21 protein-coding genes are annotated in these 18,842 nt (G+C 35.2%); 15 read left to right on the forward strand and 6 right to left on the reverse strand.

Translation table 11 applies throughout. From position 1 onward, the window contains the following. Positions 1-27: 27 nt before the first annotated feature. From groL to N9R04_RS05770, 3 genes are all read left to right on the forward strand, one after another. The gene (gene groL, locus N9R04_RS05760) at positions 28-1,653 is read left to right on the forward strand and encodes a chaperonin GroEL (protein ID WP_262855708.1); all 1,626 of its coding nucleotides are present in this window, start codon (positions 28-30) and stop codon (positions 1,651-1,653) included. Positions 1,654-1,874: 221 nt separating this feature from the next. Then, the gene (locus N9R04_RS05765; protein ID WP_262855709.1) at positions 1,875-2,345 is read left to right on the forward strand and encodes a DinB family protein; all 471 of its coding nucleotides are present in this window, start codon (positions 1,875-1,877) and stop codon (positions 2,343-2,345) included. A 198-nt stretch (positions 2,346-2,543) separates the two neighbouring features. Beyond that, positions 2,544-3,008 (forward strand): DinB family protein, encoded by a 465-nt coding sequence (locus N9R04_RS05770; RefSeq protein WP_262855710.1) that lies wholly within the window; start codon positions 2,544-2,546, stop codon positions 3,006-3,008. A gap of 226 nt (positions 3,009-3,234) precedes the next feature. Here N9R04_RS05770 and N9R04_RS05775 read toward each other — a convergent pair whose 3' ends face one another. Beyond that, entirely contained in the window at positions 3,235-4,521 is a 1,287-nt protein-coding gene (locus N9R04_RS05775; RefSeq protein ID WP_262855711.1) for an aminotransferase class I/II-fold pyridoxal phosphate-dependent enzyme, read from the reverse strand. Between the two features lie 196 nt (positions 4,522-4,717). Here N9R04_RS05775 and N9R04_RS05780 point away from each other — a divergent pair, with 196 nt between their 5' ends. The 10 genes from N9R04_RS05780 (at position 4,718) to N9R04_RS05825 (ending at position 11,740) form a co-directional block, all read left to right on the forward strand. Further along, the gene (locus tag N9R04_RS05780) at positions 4,718-4,813 is read left to right on the forward strand and encodes a Trp-rich small protein (protein ID WP_262855712.1); all 96 of its coding nucleotides are present in this window, start codon (positions 4,718-4,720) and stop codon (positions 4,811-4,813) included. A 229-nt stretch (positions 4,814-5,042) separates the two neighbouring features. Further along, the gene (locus N9R04_RS05785) at positions 5,043-5,273 is read left to right on the forward strand and encodes an SE1626 family protein (protein WP_262855713.1); all 231 of its coding nucleotides are present in this window, start codon (positions 5,043-5,045) and stop codon (positions 5,271-5,273) included. 600 nt (positions 5,274-5,873) lie between these two features. Beyond that, a complete protein-coding gene (gene pmtR / locus N9R04_RS05790) occupies positions 5,874-6,251 on the forward strand; it encodes a PSM export ABC transporter transcriptional regulator PmtR (protein WP_262855714.1) in 378 nt (125 codons plus the stop codon). Then, positions 6,251-7,150: a phenol-soluble modulin export ABC transporter ATP-binding protein PmtA gene (gene pmtA, locus N9R04_RS05795; protein ID WP_262855715.1), complete on the forward strand. Its 900-nt coding sequence runs from the start codon at positions 6,251-6,253 to the stop codon at positions 7,148-7,150. Before pmtR ends, pmtA begins: the two co-directional genes overlap by 1 nt. Then, positions 7,147-7,821, forward strand: coding sequence for a phenol-soluble modulin export ABC transporter permease subunit PmtB (pmtB, locus tag N9R04_RS05800; protein WP_262855716.1), 675 nt, complete (start codon positions 7,147-7,149; stop codon positions 7,819-7,821). Before pmtA ends, pmtB (N9R04_RS05800) begins: the two co-directional genes overlap by 4 nt. Next, positions 7,822-8,487 (forward strand): phenol-soluble modulin export ABC transporter permease subunit PmtB, encoded by a 666-nt coding sequence (gene pmtB, locus N9R04_RS05805; RefSeq protein ID WP_262855717.1) that lies wholly within the window; start codon positions 7,822-7,824, stop codon positions 8,485-8,487. Continuing rightward, complete coding sequence (pmtC, locus tag N9R04_RS05810; protein WP_262855718.1) at positions 8,487-9,359, forward strand: phenol-soluble modulin export ABC transporter ATP-binding protein PmtC; 873 nt, start codon at positions 8,487-8,489, stop codon at positions 9,357-9,359. Before pmtB (N9R04_RS05805) ends, pmtC begins: the two co-directional genes overlap by 1 nt. After that, positions 9,359-10,087, forward strand: a complete 729-nt coding sequence (gene pmtD, locus N9R04_RS05815) for a phenol-soluble modulin export ABC transporter permease subunit PmtD (protein WP_262855719.1) — start codon at positions 9,359-9,361, stop codon at positions 10,085-10,087. Before pmtC ends, pmtD begins: the two co-directional genes overlap by 1 nt. A 238-nt stretch (positions 10,088-10,325) precedes the next feature. Beyond that, a complete protein-coding gene (locus N9R04_RS05820; RefSeq protein ID WP_262855720.1) occupies positions 10,326-10,886 on the forward strand; it encodes a DUF1700 domain-containing protein in 561 nt (186 codons plus the stop codon). Continuing rightward, positions 10,883-11,740, forward strand: a complete 858-nt coding sequence (locus tag N9R04_RS05825; protein WP_262855721.1) for a DUF4097 family beta strand repeat-containing protein — start codon at positions 10,883-10,885, stop codon at positions 11,738-11,740. Before N9R04_RS05820 ends, N9R04_RS05825 begins: the two co-directional genes overlap by 4 nt. 91 nt (positions 11,741-11,831) lie before the next feature. Here N9R04_RS05825 and N9R04_RS05830 read toward each other — a convergent pair whose 3' ends face one another. Further along, positions 11,832-12,872, reverse strand: a complete 1,041-nt coding sequence (locus N9R04_RS05830) for a C45 family autoproteolytic acyltransferase/hydrolase (protein WP_262855722.1) — start codon at positions 12,870-12,872, stop codon at positions 11,832-11,834. Positions 12,873-13,247: 375 nt separating this feature from the next. Here N9R04_RS05830 and N9R04_RS05835 point away from each other — a divergent pair, with 375 nt between their 5' ends. Continuing rightward, entirely contained in the window at positions 13,248-13,418 is a 171-nt protein-coding gene (locus N9R04_RS05835) for a hypothetical protein (protein WP_262855723.1), read from the forward strand. A gap of 217 nt (positions 13,419-13,635) precedes the next feature. On the opposite strand, the gene N9R04_RS05840 is transcribed toward N9R04_RS05835, so the two are convergent. Further along, on the reverse strand, positions 13,636-14,043 hold the full coding sequence (locus tag N9R04_RS05840; RefSeq protein WP_262855724.1) for a YolD-like family protein: 408 nt from the start codon (positions 14,041-14,043) through the stop codon (positions 13,636-13,638). A gap of 165 nt (positions 14,044-14,208) precedes the next feature. Between N9R04_RS05840 and pglS the strand changes: the two genes are divergently transcribed. Then, complete coding sequence (gene pglS / locus N9R04_RS05845) at positions 14,209-15,255, forward strand: 6-phosphogluconolactonase (RefSeq protein ID WP_262855725.1); 1,047 nt, start codon at positions 14,209-14,211, stop codon at positions 15,253-15,255. A gap of 141 nt (positions 15,256-15,396) precedes the next feature. On the opposite strand, the gene N9R04_RS05850 is transcribed toward pglS, so the two are convergent. The 3 genes from N9R04_RS05850 to N9R04_RS05860 all read right to left on the reverse strand — a co-directional run bounded on the left by N9R04_RS05850 (position 15,397) and on the right by N9R04_RS05860 (position 18,575). Then, positions 15,397-16,776, reverse strand: a complete 1,380-nt coding sequence (locus tag N9R04_RS05850) for an aldehyde dehydrogenase (protein ID WP_262855726.1) — start codon at positions 16,774-16,776, stop codon at positions 15,397-15,399. A gap of 262 nt (positions 16,777-17,038) precedes the next feature. Further along, positions 17,039-17,965 (reverse strand): manganese-dependent inorganic pyrophosphatase, encoded by a 927-nt coding sequence (locus N9R04_RS05855; RefSeq protein ID WP_262855727.1) that lies wholly within the window; start codon positions 17,963-17,965, stop codon positions 17,039-17,041. A gap of 52 nt (positions 17,966-18,017) precedes the next feature. Next, entirely contained in the window at positions 18,018-18,575 is a 558-nt protein-coding gene (locus N9R04_RS05860; RefSeq protein WP_262855728.1) for a cysteine hydrolase family protein, read from the reverse strand. Positions 18,576-18,842: the final 267 nt, after the last annotated feature.

The following is an 18,842-nucleotide window of genomic DNA, read 5'->3' on the forward strand; positions in this document are numbered from 1 at the left end:
ATAATCCGTATATGGAGGTCAAATTATATGGCTAAAGACTTAAAATTTTCTGAAGACGCGCGTCAATCTATGTTGCGTGGAGTAGATAAATTAGCAAATGCAGTAAAAGTAACAATTGGCCCTAAAGGGCGTAATGTTGTATTAGATAAATCTTATACTTCACCACTAATTACTAACGATGGTGTGACTATAGCTAAAGAAATTGAACTAGAAGACCCTTATGAAAACATGGGGGCTAAACTTGTACAAGAAGTAGCAAACAAAACGAATGAAATAGCTGGTGACGGTACGACAACTGCTACTGTGTTAGCTCAAGCGATGATTCAAGAAGGGCTTAAGAACGTTACAAGTGGTGCTAACCCAGTGGGTATCAGACAAGGAATTGATAAAGCGGTCGAGGTAGCTACGCAAGCATTACATGACATTTCGCAAAAAGTTGAAAACAAAAATGAAATTGCTCAAGTAGGTTCTATTTCTGCAGCCGATGAAGAAATAGGTAAATACATTTCTGAAGCGATGGATAAAGTAGGTAATGACGGGGTTATTACGATCGAGGAATCAAACGGCTTCAATACTGAACTTGAGGTTGTTGAAGGTATGCAATTCGACCGTGGTTATCAATCACCATATATGGTAACTGATTCTGATAAAATGGTAGCAGAGTTAGAACGTCCGTATGTTTTAATTACAGATAAGAAGATATCATCATTCCAAGATGTTCTACCATTACTTGAACAAGTCGTTCAATCTAATCGACCAATTCTTATCATTGCAGATGAGGTTGAAGGTGATGCACTGACAAATATCGTACTTAACCGTATGCGTGGTACTTTCACTGCTGTAGCTGTTAAAGCTCCTGGATTCGGTGATCGCCGCAAAGCGATGTTAGAAGACTTAGCTATCTTAACTGGCGCACAAGTGATTACTGATGACCTAGGTTTAGATTTAAAAGACGCTACGATGGATATGTTAGGTACAGCTAATAAAGCTGAAATTACAAAAGATCATACCACTATCGTAGACGGTGATGGAGATGAAGCAGACATTGATGCACGCGTAAATCAAATTAAAACGCGTATGGAAGAAACTGAATCAGAGTTTGATAAAGAAAAACTTCAAGAACGTTTAGCTAAGCTAGCTGGCGGCGTAGCAGTGATCAAAGTTGGTGCAGCTAGCGAGACTGAACTCAAGGAACGTAAACTACGAATCGAGGATGCTTTAAATTCTACTAGAGCTGCGGTTGAAGAGGGTATTGTAGCAGGTGGCGGTACAGCCTATATGAATATCTATGACAAGATCGCAGAAATAGAGGCAGAAGGAGATGTGGCTACAGGAGTTAATCTAGTATTAAAAGCATTAGAAGCACCTGTACGTCAAATAGCAGAAAATGCCGGGCTTGAAGGCTCAATTATTGTCGAACGACTTAAAAATGCTGATGTTGGTGTTGGTTTCAACGCAGCTGATGATGAATGGGTCAACATGATAGATGCAGGTATTGTAGATCCTACGAAAGTTACTCGTTCAGCTTTACAACACGCTGCAAGTGTTGCTGCAATGTTCCTTACAACAGAAGCGGTAGTCGCTGATATCCCTGAGAAAGAAGATAATGATAGTCAAGCAGGCATGGGCGGCGGCGTACCTGGTATGATGTAATCTTTGGTACACGCTTGCTCCTTCGAAGTGAATTGAGTCAAAGCATAGTATAAATAAATATAATTCCTTTCAAAGGACTTCTCGGAATGATACTATTCAGGAGAAGTCCTTTTATGTTATTCCACGCAGATACGTAAATATCTCTGCGTTAAATTTTCCTTTTTATATTACTATTCTAATCAACTGAAAAAGAGAAAATAATTTATCGATGGGGTGCTAATATGATTAGAGAACAAATAGAAACCACATATAAGTTGCTAAAACAGCATATAACTAATATTGATGAAGAAAAAGCTATATTTCAACCAGAAATTGCTAACAATAATATTAAATGGCAGTTAGGACATATTATATTATTAAATGACTTCTTGTTTTTTGAAAAAGTTAATGGCGAAAATGCTTTAAAACAAACTATTTCTAAATACTTTCTCTGGGGTACTTCTCCAAAAGATTTTGATGGAAACGAGCCCTCTTTTAAAGAATTAAAAGTGTTATTAGGTAATCAATTTGATACCATTTTAAATATTTTAGACGATCAAGTAGAGGCGGAAAGAGATGAGCCTATAATGCTTAAAAATATTAATTTACGTATGGATACTTTTGAGCAATCAATACATTTTGCCATGTTGCATATCAATCGACATTTTGGTCAGATTGTAATGCTGAAATCGATGATTGAAAACGTAAAGTGATAATAAGGATATTGACTAGGTAAGCTGTTGATAAACTGACAAGCGAGATTAAGACGGGAAACACTGACTATAGCAGTTGAATCATATTTTTAATGAGCTACGTTGAGAAACAGATAGAAAAACCTTAGCTGAATAGCTCTCCAACTTAAGGGTAAACATCAAACGAGTAACAAATTAGTAAGTAGAGGAGAGATTATTATGCCTAGAGATACATTAATTGATGCTATTGATTTTGGTATTGATCACTTAATTAAAGGGTATGAGCAATGGAACGTTGCCTCAGTATTAGATAAAGAGAGCGACTATTTTCCTAATAACTTGCATTGGCAATATGGTCATCTCTTAACGGTTTTTGAATTTGCACTCTCTACTGTAGAACAGAACGAAGTGGATATAGCTTTGTATAATAATTTATTTGGCTATGGTACTAAACCTGCAGATTGGGGCGATGTTGAAGTCCCTGATATTGAGGAAATATTTAAGCATATTAAGACGTTGCCTGAACGTGTGCGTAATCTTGAAAGTCAGCAATTAGAAACCGAGCTGCAAGAGCCAATTGTGGGCTGTGAAACATTAGGTGAGTTATTAGTTTTAAATGCCTGCCATGTACCACTTCATAATGGTAAAATTGAAGAAATGACGCGCGTTTTGAAACAAATTTAGAAACTAAAAGGGAGCGGGACAGAAATCTAATTTGAATAAAAAGATTTCGTAGTCCCGCCCCGGCAAGGATGACTAGAATTGAAAAAAGCTTGATACAAGCGCATTTTCAAATCAGTCATCTACTGCCGAGATGTTAAAGAGGCTGGGACATTGCATTATGTCCCAGCCTCTTTCTCTCTCGTCAAAGACCATTATGTCCCAGCCTCTTTTATGATGCGATTTAAAGTTATTGTAAATCGTTGATTGCTTGCGCTATCGAATCAAATACATACTGAAGATCTTCTTTCTCAACACAACTGAAAGCAATACGTATATCCTTATCATTTAAAGCTACGACACCGATGGAATACTTATTAATGAGATGCACACGTAATTCCTCTGCATCCACACCTTTAACTTGTAGAGCCATAAAGTAGCCAGAGTTAAAGTCATAAGGTTGCCAACAAGATTGATATTGATCTTGGTACACGAGATCTTTCGTAACTTCATATCTCGCTTTAAGTGTTTCGAAATTACGTTGCAATTCTCGATCAAGTTGATCTTTGTTCTCTAGTACATGCTTCACAATACTCTGAGTAGGCATAGGACCGCTTGAAATGTTACTACGTATTAATCCTTTAATTTTAGCTTCTAGCACTTCTTGAGCTTTTTGATCACTTATACCAAAAGTGATGAAACCGACACGGAACCCCCATGCAAATAGTTCTTTCGTAGCCCCGTCTAAGCGAATAGGTAACACATGCTCAGAATCTAATTGAGTGAGTGCTGTAAAGAGTGAATAAGGGTAGACATCTTCATAGAATAAGCCGAAATACGCATCATCTACTACCGCGATGACATTAGTGCCTCGTTTACTAAGCCTATCTATAGCGTTCACAATTTCTTTAACTTCATCCTTATTAGGTGTATAGCCTGTAGGGTTGTTCGGATAATTTAGAATTAAAAATATTTTTTCTTGATTACTACGATCTAAAGCTTCTACTAAACCTTGAGTGGTGAAATTACCATTATCATCAAAAATAGGATAAGTTTCAATTTGAGCACTATGTCGAGTACTAAATATAAGTTTGTAGTTACCCCAATTATGGTTAGGTAAAAGGATAGTATCATTAGTATCAACGAACATATCGCCAACTAACGACAGACCATGAGTAAGCGCGTTAGTCACTATTGGGCGTGAATAATCATTAGGGTTAAGCTCAGGGTTATCACGTTGAACTTTATCTTTCCATAAATCTCTTAATTCCTCTAAACCTTGAGGAGGGGCATATGGAAAGATGTCATCGGGTTCAAGTTCATTAAACGCATTGTACAAACTATCAGCATACATCTTTCTATCACTGTAAGTAGCCATACCGATAGTTGCATTATACTTCGTTTTCTTAGCTTCAGCTGATTGCGACAATATACCCTTAGGATAGTACATTAATTTACCTAGATCGGATAACATGTCAGCTACTTGCGGTTGAGCTTTGGATAGCTGTTCATTTAAATCTAAAGCTAAAGGGTTCATCGTTGTTCAACCTCTCTTCATCTTATTCATATTACATCTATCAGTTTATCTTGAAACGCTGTAAAGTTAAAGTATTCTAATGACTTTAGGAAGTAGTTTTAACAAAAAGCGAACAAATGTTCTGTTTTTATGTTAGAATAGCTATAGGCCATCGCGTATTCATGGAGTACTAAATGATTAATGGAGGTGTAGTATAATGGAGTGGTGGCAACAATTTATTCTAACTTTATTATCTGGTGGCATACTCGTTATCTTTCGCCTCTGGTTAGAGGATAAATGGAAAGATAAATAGGTGGCCTTACACGAAAACCCCAAGTCAGGTTGCGGCTGACTTGGGGTTGTGTAGTATAATTCGTGGACAACTTAATTTTAGCATTAGTGAAAATATACATCAAGACTTTTACGAATCAGAAATGTAGGCATAACAGAAACTGAGTGCTCTATTTAATCCTTGATCATATAGAATCGGTTTAGTAAATCTATTGTGAATTTGATATACTGAGTATATTTGAGGTGAAACAATGAAACATTTGACGAAGATATTTGTGACATTAGCTATTATCCTTTTTCTAGTCGGTTATTATCTGCAAGCTACCGGTCATGAAAGTACGGGTGTTAAATTATTAATTGCAGCGATTATGTTTATGATCTGTGCCTTTATTAATCGAAGTAATGATAGGAGAAAGTTAAAAGAACAAATGCGTAAAAAAGAACAAATGCGTAAAAAAGAACAGCATCGAAAGAAAAAGTAATTTATATCGAGACTTCAAGATTTAAACGCGACCTGGACAAAAGCGTTTAGGATTTGAGCAGGGGGCCCCAACACAGAGAAACTGATAAACCAGTTTCAACAAGCACAGCAAGTTGGGGTGGGACCCAACAAAGAGAAACTGGGACCTAATGGTCTTTGACTAGAGAGAAAGAGGCTGGGAGATAAATCCCAGCCTCTTCAACATCTCGGCAGTAGATGGCTGATTTGAAAACGCGCTTGTATCAAGCTTTTTTCAATTCTAGCCATCCTTGCCGGGGCGGGACTACGAAATCTTTTTTATTCAAAATAGATTTCTGTCCCGCTCCCTCTTTCAACATCTTGGCAGTAGATGACTGATTTGAAAATGCGCTTGTATCAAGCTTTTTTCAATTCTAGTCATCTTTGCCGGGGCGGGACTACGAAATCTTTTTATTCAAAATAGATTTCTGTCCCGCTCCCAGTGATTTTACTCCGGTGTGTATAGTGCATATATACAGATGGAAGGGATAAAATAAACTTTTTGAAGGAATTTTGCTTAAAAGGTTTACAATATTGTATATAGTGTGTATGATAATTATATACAGTTGAGGGGAGGTCGTTCATGAAGATACTTTTGAGAAATAATAGTGAACAACCGATTTATGAGCAGATTAAGCAACAAATGAAAGAAAACATCTTAAAGGGGATTGTTGCTCCAGGGGAACATCTTCCTTCTATGAGAGAATTAGCTCAAGATTTAAGTGTGAGTGTGATCACCACTAAACGCGCATATGAAGATCTTGAGAAGGACGGTTTTGTCTATACAATTCGCGGTAAAGGTACATTTGTTAAAGAACAAGATAGTAATATCTTAAAAGAAAAACAATTTATAGTTATCGAATCTTTAGCTAAATCAATGTCGAAAGAAGCCAAGACAATTGGAATGCCTTTATCTGAATTGGTTGAAATTCTTTCTATGATATATGAGGAGGAAGAATGATGAATGCGATTGAAGTGAACAACGTAAGTTACAAAAATAAACGTTTGGATCTTAAAGATATTTCATTTGAAGTACCTCAAGGTTTTGTAACTGGGTTTATAGGGGCTAACGGTTCTGGAAAGACAACACTCGTTCGGTTGATAATGAATTTATTAACACCTCAATCAGGTTCAATTAGACTATTTGATCAATTCATGAGGCAAGATGAAATAAATATTAAAGAGAAGATAGGCTTTGTATATTCTGAATTATATCTGAACGAAAAATGGACGATTAAAAAAGCTGAAAAGATGATTGCACCATTTTATAAAAATTGGAATCACGATACCTTCCATGATTATTTAAAGAAATTTGATTTGCCTTACAAAGCCAAGATTAAAACATTATCAACTGGGATGAAGATGAAACTTAATATTGCTTTAGCATTTAGTCATGAAGCAGAATTATTTATTCTCGATGAGCCAACTGCTGGACTTGATCCTATAGTTAGAAATGAAGTGTTGAATATCATCCAAGAGGAACTGCTTAATGAAAACAAGACTGTATTTATCTCTACGCATATTATTTCGGATTTAGAAAAAATTGCTGATTATCTTGTTTATTTAAAAGATGGAAAGATTATTCTCAATGATTATCTAAATGAAATTCTTAATAGCTATAAAATTGTTAGAGGTGAAAGTGAAACACTAGATGAAGAGCTCAAATCCTTGACAGTATACTGTGAAGAAGCACGTACAGGATATACTGCCTTAACTCAAGAAGCTCATGTTTTCGAAGAACTATTTGGTAATAAAGTTATGATCGATGAACCGACGATAGAAGAACTTATGATTTACTTGGGCAAAGGTACTGTTTTGAAAAGTAACTCTCATGAATCATATGGGAACGATGTCCTATGAAACAGTTAATCCTTCGTAATATTAGGTTAAGAAAAGTAACGGTGATCATGCATTTCGTAATGATGCTATTGTGGCCATTAACGCTCTTTACTATACACAAAGACAGTTTGCCTTATTACTTTACGCAAGTACTAGTTACTTTTTTAACCATTCTATCTGTAAAGGATTCAGGTCATATGTTTCGTGTTCATAGTAAGTTAGGTAAGAATTCCTACTATCTTCAAGCAAGTTTACCTGTAAGTAAATTAGATCATTTAAATGCGAACTATATAACGATGGTGTTCTTTACTCTGATAGGATTAATAGTACTAGGTCTCTTTAAAGTAGGGGATGACGAATACTGTGTAGTTACTTTATTAATGTACTCAAGTATTAATTTGATGAGTCTTCCACTTGCGTTCAAGAGGTATACAGAAGTTAAAAGAGAGAATATTAGCTATATCGCTTATATTGTTACTATGAATATAGGTTTAAATCTATTAATACTTACCTATGCATTAATTAAGATGGTCTTCTTACATGGCATAGAACACTATAGTTATGATTATTTTATTAATGATCTTTATTTTATTTCAATAATAGTTTTTATTATTAGTTTAATTTGGTCTCTGATCAATTATTTTATCCAGCGAAAGAAAATTTCGGACGAGCACTGTCAGGGGGTGGGTTAGTTGAAGCGCTTAGTTATTAGAAATTTGGCGTTAAGAAAAACGACACTCAGTATTTATTTAGTGTTAGCTTTGTTATCGCCATTGCTATTTTTAACCCCATCAAGCGAAATTTTAAGTCAACTTGGAAAAACAATTACACCTTTTTTGGTAGCACTGTACTACGTGCTATCTATTAAAGATTCAGCTCATATATATAGAGTTCATGATAAACTAGGTAATCATGCGAGTTTATACTTTAAAAGTTTACCCGTCTCGAAAAAGCAATTACTAAATGCGAATTACCTAACAATGTTAATTTTCACTCTTTTTGGAGCTATCGTTCTAACTATATATACTATTCCGTATATCAAGTTTGGTTTAGGTTATACGATACCTTTCTCCTATATAGCTATAAACTTTTTTACTATTGCAATCGTATTTAGAACATGTAGTGAAGAGAAAAGTGAGAATATTAATTATTTCGGTTTTTTACTTATAATGTGTTTATTAATTCCATTAAGTATTTCAGTCATTTATATTGGTGTCCGTAGAGTTTTGTTTGGAGAAATGTATGTCACCTTCACATTCAACCCGTGGTTTAACTTTACTTATCTGGTTGTAGGAACTGTAATGATGTTAGGAAATTACTTAATTCAACTTAAAAAGATAGATAAAGGAGGAATTTGATGCAATTACAAAATGTCACAAAAAAATATGGCGACAATGTAGTCTTAGATAGTATCGATTTTGACTTTAAGCAAAGTCAAATTGTCGGTCTAATTGGTAAGAATGGTGTAGGTAAAACGACTTTAATGAAAGTCATGAATGGAAATATCGCGAATTATGAGGGAGATATTAAACTTGGTAAGAACAATAAGATAGGTTATCTCATTGAAAACCCTAAACTTTACAGTAATAAAACTGGACTTTATAATTTAAAACAATTTGCACAAGTGCTAGGGAATGGCTTTGATAAAGCGTATACTGATAAGATTATCGATGCCTTTGGTATGCGTCCTTATATTAAGAAAAAGGTTAAAAAGTATTCAATGGGTATGAAACAAAAATTAGCTATTGCAGTTTCGCTCATGAATAAACCTAAATTCTTAATATTAGATGAACCTACGAATGGTATGGACCCTGATGGTTCCATAGATGTTCTTAAAACGATCCAGTCTTTAGTTCAAGAATTAGAAATGAAAATATTGATTTCTAGCCATAAATTAGAAGATATAGAATTAATATGTGATCGCGCGGTCTTTCTACGCGATGGACATTTTGTACAAGATGTCAATATGAAAGAAGGCGCTTCAACAGACCATACAGTTCTATCTTTAGATCCAAATGACTTTGGCGTTGCTTTAGAATTGCTAACTGAAAAATATAAAGTGGCTCAATCTCATAAAGAAAGCGGAGAAATTATCTTAAAAGTGCAAAGAGATTACCAACCATTATTGAAAGAGCTAGCAGAGAAAAATGTATTCCCTAAATACATTGAAACACGCAAAAGTTCTCTTCGTGATACTTACTTTAATATTAATCAGAGAGGTGATAAATAATGAATGTATTACAATTAGTGAAATATGACTTATACAGTATTGTTAAAAGCCCACTAACTTATATTGCTTTATTGTTAACAATCGCCCCTCAAGTATTAATTACTTGTTTGGTAGTCAATCAAACCCATAAAATAGATGGAGACATGCTTATTGGAATGGCTATCTGGTTCTTCTCTGTTACAGGATTGCTCTTTGTTATTAGAACGATAACTAGAGATATGGCTCAAGGGACGTTACAACTTTACATGAATAAAAAGAAAAATCGTTTGGGTTATACAATAGCTAAATTTATATCAATCATACTCATAGCTATATTATTTACCGTTTTATTAACTGTGTACGTTCAAATAGTTCAAGGTTTAACAGATGGAGATAACGTGAAATTTAATAAATTCGTTGATATATTATGGTTCTATATCATCTTTTTCTTATTCTACGGTTTACTGCTATATTTAGTAGCGATGATTGTTCCTAAACCAGCGCTTATCTTTACCTTAGGTATATTCTTAATCCTAGTGGTACCGTTTGCTGAACCATTTTTACCAATGATTCCTAAATTTGGTGAGAAAATTCAACATTCTCTAAAATATATTCCTTTCTCTTATCTTACTAAGAAGACGCAAAGTTCAAATCAAACATTTACACATTGGCAATGGTTTATCACACCAGCTTCAATTGTAGTGCTATTTATCGTTAACTTATTCTATGGCGCGAAAAAAGATATTTAAGACCAAGTAGTTCAAATCAATAAATGTGTGAAGTGATATCTTTGCTTCAGAGAGCGGGAGCGGGACTACGAAATCTTTTTATTCAAATTAGATTTCTGTTCCGCTCCCGCTCTCTTTTTTATAATTAAGTGGATGAAACGAAATTAAACCTATGCTATATTTAAATAAAACAATCGAAAAAAATTTGCTGAACTAATTAAATTATTAGCTACACTAGTTAGAATTGGCGGTATTATGCGTGGATAAGATAACTTTTCTTAATGAATTAGAACAAGAACTCCATCGTTTATCAAAATATAAACGTGATTTAAAAATGTTCGAATATGAAAGATATTTTTTTGATGAAGAAAAGAAGGGAAAAAGTGAATATCAAATCGTTGGTGAATTAGAGGCGCCTAAAACATTAGCGCGAAAAATAATGGTTAAAGACGATATCAAAAGAGCCGAATTTGAACCGACAATTAAGAATGTGGTGAGGGCAATTTCTACATCATTTAGCGTGAGCTTACTGTCATCGATTATTGCTTCAGTTCCTCTGTTGTTGCTTGCCATGTTGTTTATAATCACTATCCTCATTGGCGCTATCTTAATGCTATCGCCGTTAATATTAATCTTAAATGGATGGCTCAATGATAACATGAGTATGGCTTTAAGTAATTACTTGTTTACACTCTCCTATATTGGTTTAGGGATGATGATGATAGCCACCGCTTTAGGTCTGATGAAGTATTTTCATAGATGGGTGATCACATTTCTACGGTGGAATAATGATAAGGTTAAAAGGAGAGCCACGTCATGAAAAAGTTTTTTATAGTGGGTTTTATCCTTTTTACTATTTGTTTTGTAGCAGCTACACTTACCTGGTTTAATGTCGATAAAACTCATTTCAAAGAAAATAAATATCACAAACCTTTAGATTCTCACATTAGTAAGTTAAGTATAAATCTAAAGGACGACATCCATACTACGACAATTATTAAAGAAGGAAAACACTTCTCAATCGATTATCAAGGAAGAAGATATGTTGATGTGACTAAAGAGAAATCAGAGGTGTCTGTCAAAGAAAAAGTTAATCGCAAAGATACATATGGAATGAATTTCAATCCATTTAAGCGAAATGACAACTGCCTAGTTGTTACTATACCTAAACAGGTAAACTCTAACTTAGAGATAAGTAATATATCAGGGAAGATACATTTTAAAAACGTTCACTTAAATAAAGTGAAACTTATTCCTAATACAAAAGCTATAACTTATCTAGCGATTGATTCTTCTATAATTAATGAATTACGTTATTCAAATGAAATCTCTAATGTTAACATTCAGAACAGTCGCATACTCGGTGGTAGGATTAAAGTGGATAGTGGCGAGTTTAATCTTGAAGATACATTACTGAAAAATGTAGCTTTGATCAATCATAAAGATGATATCACTTTAAAAAATATGCAACCTATTTGTAATTTTAAAGCTTCAAGTGATGAAAGTGATATAAATATCAATTATCGAAGTAAACCGAAAAATGTAGCTTTAAAGTTAAATCCAGTTTATGGAAAAGAACACATCACTAATCCAAACTTTAAGGATTACCGAATAGGAAATGGTAAGAATCAAATAGAACTTTATACTTATTATGGAGATATTAATGTTAAGTAGTTAATATTGAGATTTTTATCGTAGAGCATCCTCATACAGTAAATGTCTTTCTGTACTGAGGATGCTCTTTACTGTAGGACTATTGTACTTATCAGTAACTTGCAAAAGTTAATTCAGTATCAAGTTTGCCTTCTAGTGGTTGCAAATTAATTTCGTCATTGTTAAGCCAATGATTAAAACTAAATTGTCTTGGCATATTATTTTCACCTAATGCTATCCAGGCTTCCAGTTCTTGAGGCTTATATAAAGAAGTGTGAATAGTTCCTGACCAACTCTTAAAAAGCTTACTATAAATATTGTATTGTGGGTTATTAAATACTTTAAACGCTTCTTGTGCTGCCACGTGCTGAGGAACATTTTTGAGTACGCGTTGTAAGCGTTCTTTTGATTCTTGCGTATAATTGCGATTTTCATGAGTGAGCAATTTGAAATGATTTGTGCATGTTCTATCGAATCTTACCTCTACTGATCGTGGTGACACTTCTACGATGGCATGATTTAAATCTTTGTCCATAATAATGTAACTAAATGAACTTCGATGGGGGAGTTCTTTTAGAAATTGAATAGCCTCAGGGACATCTTTACAATATTCTAGAACGAGACGTCCAATCATATAGCACACAAAACCATTTTGGGGACGCTTACGATGCATAAAGTTATACCCCATTACTAGTCCGGCCTCGTTCATTCCATCCATACGCCCTGTTATGCGAGAAGTAGGACCAATTTGAGCTAACCCGCCATCAATAGGTTGGAATAATAAGTAACGCCCATCATACGTTGCAGGATGATAATCGTAATTTCGAAGTAAGTAGTTATCTCCTAAATAAACTGAACAGCCGCTGTCCTTTAAATCTGTGAAGCGGTAATGTGCAAAGTTGAGAAGCATCTGCTTAGTTGGAATGTTTAGTACCTCCTGCATTCCTTGGATTTCTTCCCATATTTGAGGAGCATAGATTTGAAAAATAGTGTAAGTTTCTTTTATATCTATATCAAAGCGTGGTGTACGCTTTTTCCATTCTTTCTCTCTATTTTGCATTATTTTAGTCTTCTTTAGCCAATGCGCTGTGGCTACACCTAAATCATAGTGAGAACCTTTAAATGCCATCACAGTGGAAGTAACATCTTGCACATGATCACCCCTAATTTAAATTAAATTTACTTATTTGTAATTTCAATGTAATTCGCTATTAATTGTAATATTACTTGTTACAGTTTATTATAAAATAAAATATTAGGATAGGGGTTGTTTTATGTATAGAGCTTATCGTAATTCAATTCACTTTTTTAGATCTTGGTGGAATAAATAAACTTATATGGATGTTGCTGTACTGAATGAATTCATCGTGTTTCTAAATTACTATTATTATAAGTGTGTCGTCTATATTCCTCATCGAAGCAAAGGATATTAAGCATATCTCGAGTTACAATGGGTATATATTTAATGACACGTTTAAATGTGCTATCATAATATTAGTAATGTAAATTATACACGAGGTGAATGGACATGGGTAATTTTATTAAAGGATTATTTAAGTTTGCGTTTGGCACTATTCTTGCTCTTTCGTTGTTAGCAGGTGTTGGTGCAGTTGTATTCGCATTTATTTTCAAGAAAGACTTTGAAGATATTGAGAATAAAACTAAGGAAATTATTTCTGATATTGAAGCGAATAATTAAAAACTTGGATGAAGGGAGCGGGACAGAAATCTAATTTGAATAAAAAGATTTCGTAGTCCCGCCCCGGCAAGGATGACTAGAATTGAAAAAAGCGTGATACAAGCGCGTTTTCAAATCAGTCATCTACTGCCGAGATGCTGAAAGAGGCTGAGACATAATGTAATGTCCCAGCCTCTTTTTCTCTCTAGTCAAAGACCATTATGTCCCAGCCTCTTTTCTAATTGAGCAATTCAATGTGAGTGATATCAAACAGTGACAAGGTTAAAGACTCATTAGAGAAGTAATTGCGCCCTTTAAGGGACATGTTTAACATATCGATATCGAGTATATATATTTCAATTGAATGTATGGCGCCGTCCATATAATATTCCATTAACACCGGAGTCTCATCATGTAACGCTTGATGCATCTTTAAATTTAACTCACTCAATTGGTCGTCTGATAAGGTAGGTCGTTGTATCTTATCTTGATCCAATATATATTCATGGATGCGTTCGAACTGTTCGGGTAGAGTGGCGAACGGAGCCCATTTGACCATACCTCGCCCTTGAGGAATCTGTGAGCTCAAGTATTCTCTAGGTATTTTACGATAATCTGTTTCATTCTTATACTGCTCTGGAATCATTCAACTAACCACCTTTCAATAGTTATTATAGAACAAGTGTTCGCTATATAGCAAGTGCTTTTTAAATAATTTATCATCGATCATTTTTACTTAAATTGATTTTCAAATAAGAAGTGAATAGAGACACATGTTATATTAGAATAAAGAGCGAAATGGAGGAATATAATGAGAAGTAATGGCTATATCGGTACATATACTAAGAAAAGCGGAAAGGGAATTTATTACTTTGAACTAGATGAAGAATTAGGCAAGGTTGTAGAGGTGTCGACTGGACGTGAAGTCGAAGCATCAACGTATATCAATACATATGATCGTTTCTTGTATGCAGTAACACGTAATGGAGATGAGTGCGGCATCGCTAGTTATGAATTAAAAGAGGACGGTTCTTTAGAATTTATCAATGATTGTTTAGTTTCTGAAGGTAATGGTTGTTATGTAGAAGTATCATCAGACGGAGAATTTGCATTTGAAGCTTGTTATGGGGCAGGTTTAGCGCGCCTTTATAAGATAAACCCTCAATTTGGTCATATTGAAGGTTTAATGCACGAGCATAAACACAATTACGAGGTAGGACCGAAAGAACGCCAAGACATGCCTCACGTTCACATGTTGACAGAAACTCCTGATCATCAATATGTAGTTGCACTAGACCTAGGTACAGATAAACTTGTGTCATATCGTTTCGGCATGGAGGGTCTTTCTGAGCATGCAGTTTATGACTTTGAACCAGGAGATGGGCCACGCCACGTCGCTTTTCATGATAACGGCAAGATAGCTTATGTAGTTCACGAATTGTCGAATAAAGTAAGCGTCATGGAGTACGATAATGGCGAATTTAGAGAAATAGAGCGACATCTTACGATTCCTGAATCTTTTAACGAGGAAACTAAATTAGCTGCGGTACGCTTATCGCACGACCAGAAGTTTATCTATATTAGTAATCGTGGTCACGACAGTATTGCTATTTTTGAAATTAAAGATGAAGGGCGACATATAGAGTTAGTTGATATTGTTAAAAGTGGGGGCAACTTCCCTCGAGATTTCAATATCAGTCCCTCAGACAATTATGTAGTTTGCGCTCATCAAGAAGAAAATTATGTTATTTCTGTATTCCAGCGCGACAAACAAACTGGACGTTTAACGCTAACAGATCAGAGCCACAGTGCACCGGAAGGCGTTTGTGTTCAATTTAACTCACAGAAGAAGAGGTAGAGAGGAAAGATACAAATAAAATTAAGTGGGGATATATTAGTAGCGCTTTTAGCACATACTAGAGGATAATTTCCATAACATTAGGGAGCGGGTCAGAAATCTTTTTATTCAAATTTGATTTCTGTCCCGCTCCCCATCTTTTTACTTATTGAAGAAAGATTTAATGTATTTAAACTTACCTCGGTATGGAGGGAAGAGAACCCCAGATTCGAGACGTGTTGATTTAAAGATATATGGTTTAGTATGACTAAATGTTTCAAAACTGTATTTACCATGATAGGCTCCTATACCCGATCTACCGACGCCTCCAAAAGGTAAATGAGGATTAGCAAGTTGCATAACCGTGTCGTTAATAGCGCCCCCACCAAAAGAAAGCTCATTAAGTACTCTGTCGGTTACATTTTCATCTTCACTAAATAAATACAAGCTTAGAGGCTTTGGTTTGAATTTTATAATATCAAAGGCTTCATCTAACTCTCCATAGGATAAGATTGGGAGGATAGGGCCGAAGATTTCTTCTTGCATCACTTTAGAGCCAAGTGTAATCGTATCAAGAATAGTCGGAGCGATGTAGAGATCAGTAGTATCTGTTTCACCGCCATAATCGATTTCTGCCTTGTGAACTTGTAGAAGGTGATTTAAGCGATTAAAGTGCTTTTGATTGACAATACGGCCATAATCAGGACTTTGAGAGGGGTCGACGCCATAAAATTCACGAATCGTTTTTTTCAATGCCTTTATAAAGTCACTTTTAACTTTTTCTTGTACAAGAATATAATCTGGCGCAACGCAAGTTTGACCGGCATTCATAAATTTACCAAATGCGATGCGTTCACTAGCGACCTTTAAGTTAGCTGTTTCATCGACTATAACTGGAGATTTACCCCCTAACTCAAGTGTTACAGGAGTTAAATGCTTACTTGCAGCTTCATATACGGTACGCCCCACTTGTTCACTACCAGTGAAGAAAATATAATCAAATGGTTGTTCTAGCAATGCTTGGTTAGTTTCTATACCACCTTCGACTACGTGAATATATGCGGAGTCAAAAGTTGTAGAAATTATTTTATTGATCACGCGCGAAACATTAGGAGTGTATTCTGAAGGTTTAACAATAGCTGTATTTCCTGCAGCTATAGCACCAATTAACGGTTCCATGACGAGCTGGAATGGATAATTGAATGGACCGATAATCAGGACGGTTCCATAAGGTTCTTTCATGATGTAGCTCTTAGTTGGAAACATATACAGAGGAGTATTGACTTGTTTCTTTTTGGACCAATGTTTGATTTCTTTCCTGGCATTTTTAATACTTTTTAAAGTAAAGCCAATTTCAGTTGTATAAGCCTCTACTTTATTTTTACCTAAATCTTCTGCGAGAGCAGTTAAAAGTTCATTCTCATGAGACTTAATGCTCTTGCTTAGCGCTTTGAGTTGTTTCTTGCGAAATTTAATATCTTTTGTTCTATGCGTATTAAAATACCGTTGAATATCCTTAAATAGTGCTTCAATATTACTCAATTTGAAGCCTCCCAAATGATATAGTTATTAGCGACTAGCTTTCTCTAAGATTCTTTAGTTACTAAAAAGAGAGCGCCGGTATTGAAAATAAGGTTTAAATTCAATTCCCGCTCTCTCAAAAGTTATTAAATAAAAGTGATGTGAGGTTGAGGCAAATAGTGTATTTGGTGTTTGTAGTCACTTCAACGCTCGACACTGTGTTTGTCATCGATCATCGCTGAACATGTTCTCGTTTAACATCACTTGAAAAGAGTAATGATCGTTAACTTAATGCGTCAGTGATAGGCGGAACGACTTGTTTCTTACGAGATACAACGCCAGGTAAGAAAGCTGTTCCATTTTCTAATTTGACGTTAAAGGCTTCACCGACTTTATCTTTATCGGCGCCAGTAACTAACAGTTTAGAATCACTATTAATGATATCAGTCACTAGCAATACAAATACGTCGTATTGTTCGTCGGCGCTGACTTTATTCATTTCATTCTCTAACTCTTCTTTTCTTTCAAACACTTCATCTATATCCACAGTGTTAACTTGAGCAATACGTGTCACATGATTCCCCATATTAAATGATTTTGCATCTAAATCAATGAGCTCAGCTGCTGATTTATCAGAAGTAGAAGCGCCAGCTTTTAACATTTCTAGACCGTATGTTTCGAGATCAACATTAGCTATTGACTTTAAGTCTTCAGCTGCGTTACGGTCTTCACTTGTGCAAGTTGGAGATTTAAAGAGTAAACTGTCAGAAATAATACCTGAAATCATCAAGCCAGCAATCGCTGGTTTGATTTCAAAGCCTCGCTCTTTATACATTTTATAAAGAATAGTGGCCGTACAACCGACTGGTTCTGCTCGATAGTATAGAGGCGCTGCAGTTTCGAAGTTAGCGATACGATGGTGGTCAATCACATATTTAATCGTTGCATCTTCTATAGAATCAGCGCTTTGTTGAAACTCATTGTGATCGACTAAGATAACATCTTGATCTTCAAGACGATCAGTTAAAAGTTCAGGTGCTTCGACGTTAAATTGATCTAATGCATATTGAGTTTCAGGACTAATTTCTCCAAGGCGATAAGCCTTCGCCTCGTTGTTGCCAGTTTGTTTTTCGAAATCCTCCATTATAATTGCAGATGAAATAGCATCTGTATCTGGATTTTTATGACCAAAAATATACGTTTTTGCCATTTGTCGATTCTCCTTCTTACATGGTTTGCTATTATTCTAGCACGACTATTGCTTATTGTTCTACTGCTGCACCCAAGGAATTTCTAAAATGATTTAACGCCCATTGGTGTCCATTCTCATCAAATGAAGCGACTCCTCTTTTAGGAATCGTTAAATTGTAATTTAGATTATAAGCAGAAACGGCCGTGTGTAATACGCAAATATCTGTACATACGCCTACAATTTCAATATCTTTAATATTACGCTCTCGCAACATTAAATCAAGAGGTGTGCCGCTAAAAGAATCATAGCGTGTTTTGTCTAGAAAGTGTACAAAGTCATTGTATTGAATGCGTTGATAAATATCATTAACTCGCCCGTAGAGTTCACGACCAGAAGTTCCTATTATATTGTGTGGTGGAAATAGGTCATTCTCTGGATGAGCAGTATCTTCTTCGTAATGTAAATCCATAGTAAAGAATATGTCATCTTGGCTATTATTATATTCTTCTATGCGATTAACTATAAATTGTTCTATTTCACGTCCTGGTTTACCACAAGTTAGTGCGCCATCTGGAGCTACAAAGTCGTTAGAATAATCTACAATAATGAGTGCACGATTATTATTCATGTTACATCCCCCCCTAGAACTCTAGTTCAAAGTATAATGTTTTGTTCATAGAATAACCTATTTCATGCGTTTTGGCTAATTTATGATAATTAAGGTTGAGATGAAGTACTAGTTAGAACATAAAGCGCTAAATAGGGAGGGGGACAGAAATCTAATTTGAATAAAAAGATTTCGTAGTCTCGCCCCGGCAAGGATGACTAGAATTGAAAAAAGCTTGATACAAGCGCGTTTTCAAATCACTCATCTACTGCCAAGATGCTAAAAGGG

Origin of the sequence: Staphylococcus marylandisciuri (assembly GCF_025519785.1) — a bacterium.
GTDB classification, from domain to species: domain Bacteria; phylum Bacillota; class Bacilli; order Staphylococcales; family Staphylococcaceae; genus Staphylococcus; species Staphylococcus marylandisciuri.

Coding starts and splice junctions, on each gene's coding strand:
- groL (WP_262855708.1), top strand. CDS start 28: ATGGCTAAAGACTTAAAATTTTCTGAAGACGCGCGTCAATCTATGTTG.
- N9R04_RS05765 (WP_262855709.1), top strand. CDS start 1,875: ATGATTAGAGAACAAATAGAAACCACATATAAGTTGCTAAAACAGCAT.
- N9R04_RS05770 (WP_262855710.1), top strand. CDS start 2,544: ATGCCTAGAGATACATTAATTGATGCTATTGATTTTGGTATTGATCAC.
- N9R04_RS05775 (WP_262855711.1), bottom strand. CDS start 4,521: ATGAACCCTTTAGCTTTAGATTTAAATGAACAGCTATCCAAAGCTCAA.
- N9R04_RS05780 (WP_262855712.1), top strand. CDS start 4,718: ATGGAGTGGTGGCAACAATTTATTCTAACTTTATTATCTGGTGGCATA.
- N9R04_RS05785 (WP_262855713.1), top strand. CDS start 5,043: ATGAAACATTTGACGAAGATATTTGTGACATTAGCTATTATCCTTTTT.
- pmtR (WP_262855714.1), top strand. CDS start 5,874: ATGAAGATACTTTTGAGAAATAATAGTGAACAACCGATTTATGAGCAG.
- pmtA (WP_262855715.1), top strand. CDS start 6,251: ATGAATGCGATTGAAGTGAACAACGTAAGTTACAAAAATAAACGTTTG.
- pmtB (WP_262855716.1), top strand. CDS start 7,147: ATGAAACAGTTAATCCTTCGTAATATTAGGTTAAGAAAAGTAACGGTG.
- pmtC (WP_262855718.1), top strand. CDS start 8,487: ATGCAATTACAAAATGTCACAAAAAAATATGGCGACAATGTAGTCTTA.
- pmtD (WP_262855719.1), top strand. CDS start 9,359: ATGAATGTATTACAATTAGTGAAATATGACTTATACAGTATTGTTAAA.
- N9R04_RS05825 (WP_262855721.1), top strand. CDS start 10,883: ATGAAAAAGTTTTTTATAGTGGGTTTTATCCTTTTTACTATTTGTTTT.
- N9R04_RS05835 (WP_262855723.1), top strand. CDS start 13,248: ATGGGTAATTTTATTAAAGGATTATTTAAGTTTGCGTTTGGCACTATT.
- N9R04_RS05840 (WP_262855724.1), bottom strand. CDS start 14,043: ATGATTCCAGAGCAGTATAAGAATGAAACAGATTATCGTAAAATACCT.
- pglS (WP_262855725.1), top strand. CDS start 14,209: ATGAGAAGTAATGGCTATATCGGTACATATACTAAGAAAAGCGGAAAG.
- N9R04_RS05855 (WP_262855727.1), bottom strand. CDS start 17,965: ATGGCAAAAACGTATATTTTTGGTCATAAAAATCCAGATACAGATGCT.
- N9R04_RS05860 (WP_262855728.1), bottom strand. CDS start 18,575: ATGAATAATAATCGTGCACTCATTATTGTAGATTATTCTAACGACTTT.